The organism is Vibrio sp. OPT46, from assembly GCF_015163535.1.
Taxonomy (GTDB): domain Bacteria; phylum Pseudomonadota; class Gammaproteobacteria; order Enterobacterales; family Vibrionaceae; genus Vibrio; species Vibrio alginolyticus.
In genome coordinates, this window is record NZ_JADDYG010000264.1 from 59865 (window position 1) to 68838 (window position 8974).

Here is an 8974-nt window from a genome sequence, read left to right on the forward strand (position 1 = left end):
CTTGGTAAATGAAACTCGTCCCCATCGACTGTAATCAGCGTTTCTAAACCTGGTTTGCGAGTAACGCCTTTTGCAATACCAATCATGATAGGACGCTTTGGCCAATCCCCCCAGTACTGCGAAATGATGTCATGCGCACGATTTAACTGACCTTTACCGCCATCGATAAAGATGATGTCGGGAATTTTCTCTACGTCCAATTGCTTCGAATAACGGCGCTCCAACGCTTGTCCCATTGCTGCGTAATCATCACCACCGGTAATCCCAGTAATGTTGTAGCGACGATACTCTTGCTTTACGGGGCCTTCGTTGTTGAACACCACGCATGACGCAATCGTGCTTTCCCCCATCGTATGGGAGATATCAAAACATTCCATTCGAGCTATAGACTCCAACTTCAATGTTTCGCGAAGCGCATGAAAACGCTGATTAATCGTCATCTTGTGATTGATTTTGGTGGTAATCGCCGTTAGTGCATTCGTGTTCGAAAGCTTGAGATACCTTGCTCGAGAGCCAGTTGGCGACGTATGAAAATGAACCTTACGGCCTGCCACTTCACTTAACGCTTTCTGTATTGGCGCAATATCTTCTGCCAACTCTTGATTCAAAATAATACGAGAAGGAATTGTACGTGCTTCGTTATGGCTCAAATAATATTGAGTCAGAAAACTATCGAACACTTCCTGCTGGCTTGTATTTTGTGGGATTTTCGGAAAATGGCTACGGCTACCAAGCACTTTGCCTTGGCGTATCATCAGGATATGGATACACGCGATACCATTCTCCTGAGCAAACCCGAGTACATCCATATCATCCATGCTGTCTTCTGAGACGTACTGCTGCTCTTGAACACGCCTAATCGCTTGGATTTGATCGCGAAATTTAGCGGCATCTTCAAAGCGCAATTGCTGACTGGCAACTTCCATTTTCTCGATCAGTTGTTTGAGTACTTGCTGATCTTTGCCTTGCAAAAACATGCGCACAAAGCCAACCAACTCTGCATATTCTTCATCAGAAATGATGGTATTAACGCATGGTCCTGCACAACGACCAATTTGGTACATCAAACATGGGCGCGTTCGGTTGGAATAGACAGTGTCTTCACACTGGCGCACAGGAAATATCTTTTGCAGCAAATGCAATGTTTCTCTTACTGCACCAGAATCTGGGTAGGGGCCAAAATATTCACCTTTGCGCTTCTTGGCGCCACGGTGGATAGAAAGCCGTGGGTGCTTATGACCGCTAATAAAGATATAAGGGTAAGACTTATCATCTCGCAGCAACACATTGTATTTCGGCAAATACTGCTTGATGTAGTTATGCTCTAAGATCAGCGCTTCTGTCTCAGTGTGAGTCACCGTGACGTCTATTTTGGCGATATTACTGACAAGCGCGCGAGTTTTCTCACTGTCTACTTTTTTCCGAAAGTAGCTTGAAAGGCGCTTTTTAAGGTCTTTGGCTTTACCTACGTAGATTACAACAGCTTCGGCGTTGTACATTCTGTAAACGCCGGGCTGATTAGTTACTGTCTTGAGAAAGGAAGCCGAATCGAAGGGAGGATTCACGCTAAAGGGTCTCGGTGTCCAGCATTCCGTGGCGAATCGCTAAGTGAGTTAACTCAACGTCACCATTAATGTCCAATTTACTAAAGAGTCGGTAGCGATAGCTGTTGACTGTCTTTGGACTTAAATTAAGTTGCTCAGAAATATCCGTTACCTTTTGGCCTTTGGTGATCATAAGCATGATCTGCAATTCACGCTCGGATAAGTCTTTAAAAGGGTTCTCAGAGGCTGGAGAAAATTGACTCAATGCCATCTGCTGCGCAATCTCTGGCGAGATGTAACGCTGCCCACTATTAACTACACGAATCGCATTCACCATTTCGTCAGGGCCAGCACCTTTGGTTAAATAACCAGACGCACCTGCCTGCATCACCTTGGTTGGAAACGGGTTTTCTGTATGAACGGTAAGTACGATGATTTTCACATCAGGATTCACGCGAAGAATTTTTTTAGTGGCTTCCAAGCCGCCAATTCCTGGCATGTTCATGTCCATTAAGACGACGTCAGCATGATTACTGCGACACCATTTTACTGCATCTTCACCGCTGTCAGCTTCTCCTGCTACGTTCATTCCACGGACGTCTTCAATAATACGTCGTATCCCTGTGCGAACCAGCTCGTGATCATCTACAAGGAAAACATTTATCAAACTTGTATCTCCACACTTTGTATTGGTTCTGCACCCACATAACCATTATTTGTTAAATGTGGATATCAGTATGACTGCCTATATACTAACGTAATCGACAAAAAATTGCTTTCTATGAATATGTGCTGAAACGCAAACTTTAGCAAGAACTTATTCATAAACCACTCTATTATTTTAGAGCGTGATGAGCAGAACCGAAATCTAAGAAAAGACAATTAACAACATTAAGTACAATAAATCAAGTAACTAGGTTTCATATTGCCCAGAGAAACACGCTATAACTTAAAATGACACTGTCCCTCTTGCACCAAAGACTAACTTGTAATCACTAACTCCAGCAAAAATTGAGGCGCTTTCTTTACTGGTTATTTTTACAGTTCTTAGTGTTAAACTAACGTTCTTCAAGTTTTCTAAGGTTTCTCACATTTGAATATCCAACAAGGCTTTCTGCTTACTCGACAGGCACGAGACATCAAAGGTCAAACTCAAATCGAGTTGTGGCTTTCGACAGAAGCAGGTCCTACTCAGTTACTTATTAATGGTGAGAAGCCAGTATTTTTCATCGCTCAGAAACACTCAGAGCAAGCAAAGACACTCGCACGAGAAAAAAACATATTCGTCGACATCCGCCTTTTGGATCTCAAAACGTTTGAACATACGCCTCTTGCTGCCTGCTATACCAATGTAACCAGAGACGCTCTCGCACTCAAAGACACATTCGCTCAAAAAGATATCACTACGTACGAAAGTGATATTCGCCTCGCCGATCGCTACCTAATGGAGCGTTTTATCAAAGGCAGTATCGAGTTTACAGGCAATGTGACTCGCACCAATGGCTACCAACGCGTCCAGAGCGCAAAATGCCGTGCGGGGCAATATGAGCCGAAGTTAAACGTTGTCTCGTTAGATCTAGAATGCTCTGAGAAAGGCATTCTTTACTCAATCGGATTAGACAGCGTCATGGATTCCCGCGTTATCATGATCGGAGAAGCAGAACCTTCGGAGACACCGATACAATGGGTTAAGGATGAAAAAGCGCTTCTAGAAGCACTCATCGTTTGGTTTAAACAGTTCGACCCCGATGTCATTGTCGGTTGGAACGTCATTGATTTTGACTTTCGTCTGCTACACAAACGAGCAGAATGGCACAACATGAAGCTAATGCTTGGTAGAGCAGACCAAGCCAGCTTTTTCAGAAGTTCATCTCAAAGCCAACAAGGGTTTATTTCCATTCCAGGGCGAGTTGTAATGGACGGTATCGATACGTTAAAAACGGCGACTTATCACTTTCGGTCTTGGTCATTAGAGTCTGTATCTCAAGAACTCTTAGGGGAAGGGAAAGAAATCCACAACGTTCATGACCGCATGGATGAGATCAATCGTATGTACCGCTCCGACAAACCATCGCTGGCTAAATATAATTTACAAGACTGCGTGTTAGTGAATAAGATTTTCAATCACACTCACCTGCTTGACTTTGCAATAGAGCGCTCTCGTCTCACTGGTGTCGAACTGGATCGTGTCGGCGGTTCGGTTGCAGCATTCACAAACCTATACATGCCTCAGATACACCGAGCAGGCTACGTTGCCCCAAACCTACACCCTGAAAGTTGGATTGCGAGCCCAGGCGGTTACGTGATGGACTCCATCCCTAACCTATATGATTCTGTTTTAGTATTGGATTTTAAGAGTCTATATCCATCGATTATTCGCTCTTTCTTGATTGATCCTATGGGTTTAGTTGAGGGGTTATTGCTCGATATTGGAAAAGAAGAAAATCAGGCTGTACCTGGCTTTCGCGGTGGGCAGTTCCATCGTACGAAACACTTTTTACCAGAAATGATTGAAAAGCTTTGGGCAGCACGTGATGTTGCAAAGAAGAACAATGAAAAAGCTTTTTCTCAGGCAATCAAAATCATCATGAACTCCTTTTATGGCGTACTGGGCTCATCGGGATGTCGTTTCTTTGATACTCGGTTAGCTTCTAGTATTACCATGCGCGGACATGAAATCATGAAGCAAACTAAGGTGCTGATCGAGGAGCAAGGATATCAAGTGATTTACGGCGATACGGATTCCACATTCGTGTCGTTGAATCGACCATACAGTCAAGTAGAAGCTGACGCTGTTGGAAATCAATTAGTTGATTACATCAACTCTTGGTGGCAAGAACACCTGCGTTCTGAGTACAACCTAACATCTATGTTGGAAATCGAGTATGAAACACATTATCGCAGATTCCTTATGCCAACGATTCGTGGCGCAGAAACTGGCTCGAAAAAGCGCTATGCGGGTTTAATCGGTGAAGGAAAGCAAGAACGGATTGTATTTAAAGGGTTAGAAAGTGCCCGTACTGACTGGACCTCGTTAGCACAGAAATTTCAAAATACACTCTATAACATGATTTTCCATGGTGAAGATCCAAGCGACTATGTCCGAGAGATGGTTGAGAAAACTAACAACGGTGAATTTGATGAACAGTTGGTGTATCAAAAGCGACTGCGAAGAAAACTGCATGAGTATCAGAAGAACGTCCCGCCACAAGTGCGTGCAGCTCGTTTAGCCGATGAGATAAATGCCAAGCTTGGCCGCCCATTACAGTATCAAAACAAAGGGCGAATTGAATACATTATTACCGTGAACGGCCCTGAACCTTATGAGTACCTCAATAGCCCGATTGATTATCAACATTACATTGATAAACAACTCAAACCCGTTGCGGATGCGATTCTCCCTTTCATTGGGACGGACTTTGACAGGCTTTCAGCGCCACAAATGGGGTTGTTTTAGCCGATACGAAACTCTGTTTTCTGGTACTGTTTGACTAACCAATCACCAAACGCATCAATTAGCCCGATAACAGAACGCTTGGGAATACCCCGGCCAGAAAGTAAAATTTCTAGCCGCTCGATCTCAAGCTGCTTTTCAGGATGATAAGTTAAGAATACCTTGCCACATTGTATAGGGTCATCAAACCAACGTTTATCTCGATACATCACCAAAGAGTATGACGCTCTTAGTAACTTTTTTGCAATCACGCGCTGGGCGGCCACCTGCTCTTCTATCGTCTTCGCTTGTACGATTTTTTTGCGATACACCGTAATCCAATCTTCCACATCCATATTCCAGTGCTTAGCAATTTCCCAACTTGGGACGTAATCACCGAAGCAGTCTGCTAGATCATCACCATAAACACAGACACAGCAATGCTTAAGCATAAAGCCCCAAGTAAAAATACTATCTAAATTAGCCACTTCGCTCACTAAGGCTGTACGGACCGATACACCATTAACGTGAGGGTAACTCTGCTGCGCACGCCACTTAATTGTGTTGAGCAAAGTCGCGCGATTGTGCTCAAAGGATGATTGAGTAACGACAACCAAGTCTAAGTTCGACTTCCCAACGATCGCTGTTTTGCGAGCAACACTACCGTATACATAAACGCTGTGTAAGTTTTGCCCCAGTCCACCTTTGAGACAAGCGGTGACTTCCCTAATTAAAGGCGCAAACTCTGGTTGAAATGGTTGTTTAGGATCGATAACAGGCAGAGACATGACTTAAAACGTGTTCTCAGATGGTTCAAGAAGTTGGACTATATGTTCTCTTAGCCGACTCACTGAATCAAGTCCATTCAGGTGTTTAGTCATGGGAGTAACAACAAATTTCTGCAATGAATTTTAATGCTAGGCGGCTAACTTAGCGCTATAATCACCGAGTTTTGCTTAATAAGTATGAATAGGAATATACAATGCCAAAGGCAAGTGAAATCAAAAAAGGCTTCGCAATCGAGTCTAATGGTAAAACTCTTCTAGTTAAAGACATCGAAGTAACGACTCCTGGCGGTCGTGGCGGCGCTAAAATCTACAAAATGCGTTGTACAGATCTAAACACGGGCGCACGTGTAGATGAGCGTTACAAGTCTGATGACGTTGTTGAAACGGTAGAAATGAACAAACGTGCAGTTGTGTACTCATACGCTGACGGAGATGAGCACATCTTCATGGATAACGAAGACTACTCACAATACACATTCAAGCACAATGAAGTTGAAGACGACATGCTGTTCATCAACGAAGATACACAAGGTATCCACATTATCCTTGTTAACGGTGCTGCAGTGGGTATTGAACTACCATCTTCTGTTGAGCTAGTGATTGAAGAAACTGACCCTTCAATCAAAGGTGCTTCTGCATCTGCTCGTACTAAACCAGCACGCTTCGCTTCAGGTCTTGTCATCCAGGTTCCTGAGTACATTGCAACTGGTGACCGTGTTATCATTAACACAGCTGAACGTAAATACATGAGCCGAGCATAAGCATGTCTGATTTGATTTCTTACGACGACGTCATCGACGCAGCGTACGACATTTTCCTTGAGATGGCTCCAGATAACCTAGAGCCTGCTGACGTGATTCTGTTTACTGCGCAATTTGAAGATCGTGGTGCCGCAGAACTTGTTGAAACCGGTGATGACTGGGTTGAACATGTTGGCTTCGAGATCGACAAAGAAGTATATGCAGAGGTTCGTATCGGCCTAGTAAATGAGGAAAATGACGTTCTTGATGACGTATTTGCTCGTATGCTAATCAGCCGAGACCCTGAACATAAGTTCTGCCATATGCTTTGGAAACGCGATTAACGTTTCTTCATCATGAACAAAGATACCAGCCTAGTGCTGGTATTTTTTTATCTGCTGTTTTTGTTTAGCTGAGATATTTGTTTATCCAAAACACCCTGCTCTATATCGGCTTTAGATCCTTTTGTTATGTAACAGATAAGAAAAAGGCTTGCCGAATTGGCAAGCCTTTCTGATGTTTTGCTATCGATTAACGATGCTTGTTGCGTGCGCCTTGGTCACCAGCAGTCTTCTTCGGCTTACGACGAGAAGGGTTGTTGCTGCGACCTTTTGGTGTGTTAACACGCTCTTCATGGCGCTTAACTGCGCGACGAATTTTTTGGCTGCGTGCACGCTCACGTTTGCGTGACGTGTTGTCTTTGTTCAGATCAAGCATGGTTTCTTTCTCTGGACGAAGCTCTACAAGCTCACGCAAGTAGTTTACTTCTTTCAGGTCAAGCTCCATCCAACCGCCACGAGGCAGTTTCTTGTCTAAGAAGATGTCGCCGTAACGAACACGTTTCAGACGGCTAACGGTACACTCTTGCGATTCCCATAGTCGACGAACTTCGCGGTTACGACCTTCATTGATAACAACGTAAAACGTGTGGTTCATGCCTTCACCACCCGCGTAAACAACATCTTCAAAGCGAGCTAAACCGTCTTCCAGTTCAACACCTTTTACTAGATTACGAACTTTCTGTTCAGTTACTTCACCGAACACACGTACTAAGTATTCACGTTCAACTTGGCGGCTTGGGTGCATTAAGCGGTTCGCCAGTTCACCATCCGTTGTGAAAAGTAGAAGACCAGAAGTGTTCGCATCCAGACGACCAACTGAAATCCAACGAGAGCCACGAATTTTTGGCAGACGATCAAAAACAGTACGACGACCTTCTGGATCGTGACGAGTACACAGTTCACCCTCAGGTTTGTAGTACGCAAGTACACGACAAATCACTTCTTCTTGAATCTTTGCAGAGACAATGTGACCATCGATACGAACTACGCTGCTCTCGTCTTCAAGTCTTTCACCAAGCTTAGCGACTACACCGTTCACGCTAACGCGACCAGATTTAATTAACGATTCAATCTCACGACGAGAACCGTGACCAGCACGTGCTAATACTTTTTGTAACTTTTCGCTCATTTATCTACCTATGTGTCGTCTTCACAGACGTCTAGACCAGGATTGGTCTGTATTTTGCTATTTACCCATTTCAGTGGGATTTTTCGGTCGGACATTATACGTAACTTTCTTAGTTAATGTAAGCTAAATCGGCGCCATTCTCCACACCAAAATTCACTTCAAAAATGACCGAAATATTTGTCCTATTCTGCAACTTTTTTACTACTTAAAGCAGGCATTGCTCAACGAGAATCCCACTAATATCGGTCTTCCTGAACCACTTTAACCACGCGGTACCTGATAAAATTGTCAGGGTTACAACAATAACCACTTGGGGTGTGTTTACTGTTCGTATTGCTAGAAAGCAACGAAAAATAAGCCGTCCCTGTTTGCTGCTAAGTAATACCAATCACCGCAGACAATGAGCGCTCATAGCAAAGCAAGGTCGTGGGTAACAAGACAAAAATTGTCTTTAAGTCATTAGTTCACATCAAAAATAACACTAATGCTATCGTGTACTCTGACTTACTAGGTTCGCTCTGCACTCTCGGCGATTGGCATAAATCAGACAAAAAGGAATAGAACAATGTCTATGCTAAATCTCGACCTAAATTGGATTTTTGGGACATCTCAAGATGACGATATGACAGGCACAAAAGGCTCTGAAACAACCGATATTTTCTTCGGCTTCTGTGGTGATGATAAGTTTGTAGGATACGGAGGTAATGATATTGTCTTCGGTGGCTGGGGAGACGATACCTTGCTTGGTGGCCGAGGTAACGACTTTGTTTCTGGCGGCTTTGGAAACGATTTCCTATCCGGCGGATTAGGAAACGACAAACTCTTTGGTGGCTGTGGCGACGACACAATTTTTGATTATTCAGGCAACAACTACTTGAGTGGTGGCTGGGGTAACGACACACTCGTTGTTGGTGATGGTGAATCAGTACTGAGCGGTGGCTGTGGAGACGACACCTTCGTGCTTACAAACCGCCTGGCTATTGGTGTACCTGATCAGCC

Annotated in this window: 8 protein-coding genes; 4 read left to right on the plus strand and 4 right to left on the minus strand. The window is 44.0% G+C overall.

Translation table 11 applies throughout. From position 1 onward, the window contains the following. Both uvrC and uvrY read right to left on the minus strand, forming a co-directional pair. The coding region (gene uvrC, locus IQR33_RS12560; protein WP_193843731.1) for an excinuclease ABC subunit UvrC at window positions 1-1565 on the minus strand (1565 nt) is incomplete at its 3' end. A gap of 1 nt (window position 1566) precedes the next feature. After that, window positions 1567-2211 (minus strand): UvrY/SirA/GacA family response regulator transcription factor, encoded by a 645-nt coding sequence (uvrY, locus tag IQR33_RS12565; protein WP_005386783.1) that lies wholly within the window; start codon window positions 2209-2211, stop codon window positions 1567-1569. 426 nt (window positions 2212-2637) lie between these two features. On the opposite strand from uvrY, the gene IQR33_RS12570 reads away from it, so the two are divergent. Continuing rightward, window positions 2638-5001 (plus strand): DNA polymerase II, encoded by a 2364-nt coding sequence (locus IQR33_RS12570; RefSeq protein WP_193838088.1) that lies wholly within the window; start codon window positions 2638-2640, stop codon window positions 4999-5001. Here IQR33_RS12570 and IQR33_RS12575 read toward each other — a convergent pair. Further along, window positions 4998-5765, minus strand: a complete 768-nt coding sequence (locus tag IQR33_RS12575) for an elongation factor P (RefSeq protein WP_017635724.1) — start codon at window positions 5763-5765, stop codon at window positions 4998-5000. The two genes, IQR33_RS12570 and IQR33_RS12575, sit on opposite strands and share 4 nt — an antisense overlap. 194 nt (window positions 5766-5959) lie before the next feature. Between IQR33_RS12575 and yeiP the strand changes: the two genes are divergently transcribed. Then, the gene (gene yeiP / locus IQR33_RS12580) at window positions 5960-6526 is read left to right on the plus strand and encodes an elongation factor P-like protein YeiP (RefSeq protein ID WP_005376801.1); all 567 of its coding nucleotides are present in this window, start codon (window positions 5960-5962) and stop codon (window positions 6524-6526) included. Window positions 6527-6528: 2 nt separating this feature from the next. Next, on the plus strand, window positions 6529-6849 hold the full coding sequence (locus tag IQR33_RS12585; RefSeq protein ID WP_005376800.1) for an HI1450 family dsDNA-mimic protein: 321 nt from the start codon (window positions 6529-6531) through the stop codon (window positions 6847-6849). Window positions 6850-7036: 187 nt separating this feature from the next. Here the strand turns inward: IQR33_RS12585 and rluB are convergent, their stop codons facing one another. Then, a complete protein-coding gene (gene rluB / locus IQR33_RS12590; RefSeq protein WP_005376798.1) occupies window positions 7037-7975 on the minus strand; it encodes a 23S rRNA pseudouridine(2605) synthase RluB in 939 nt (312 codons plus the stop codon). 565 nt (window positions 7976-8540) lie between these two features. On the opposite strand from rluB, the gene IQR33_RS12595 reads away from it, so the two are divergent. Continuing rightward, a partial coding sequence (locus tag IQR33_RS12595) for a calcium-binding protein (protein WP_265575785.1) occupies window positions 8541-8974 on the plus strand: 434 nt, incomplete at its 3' end.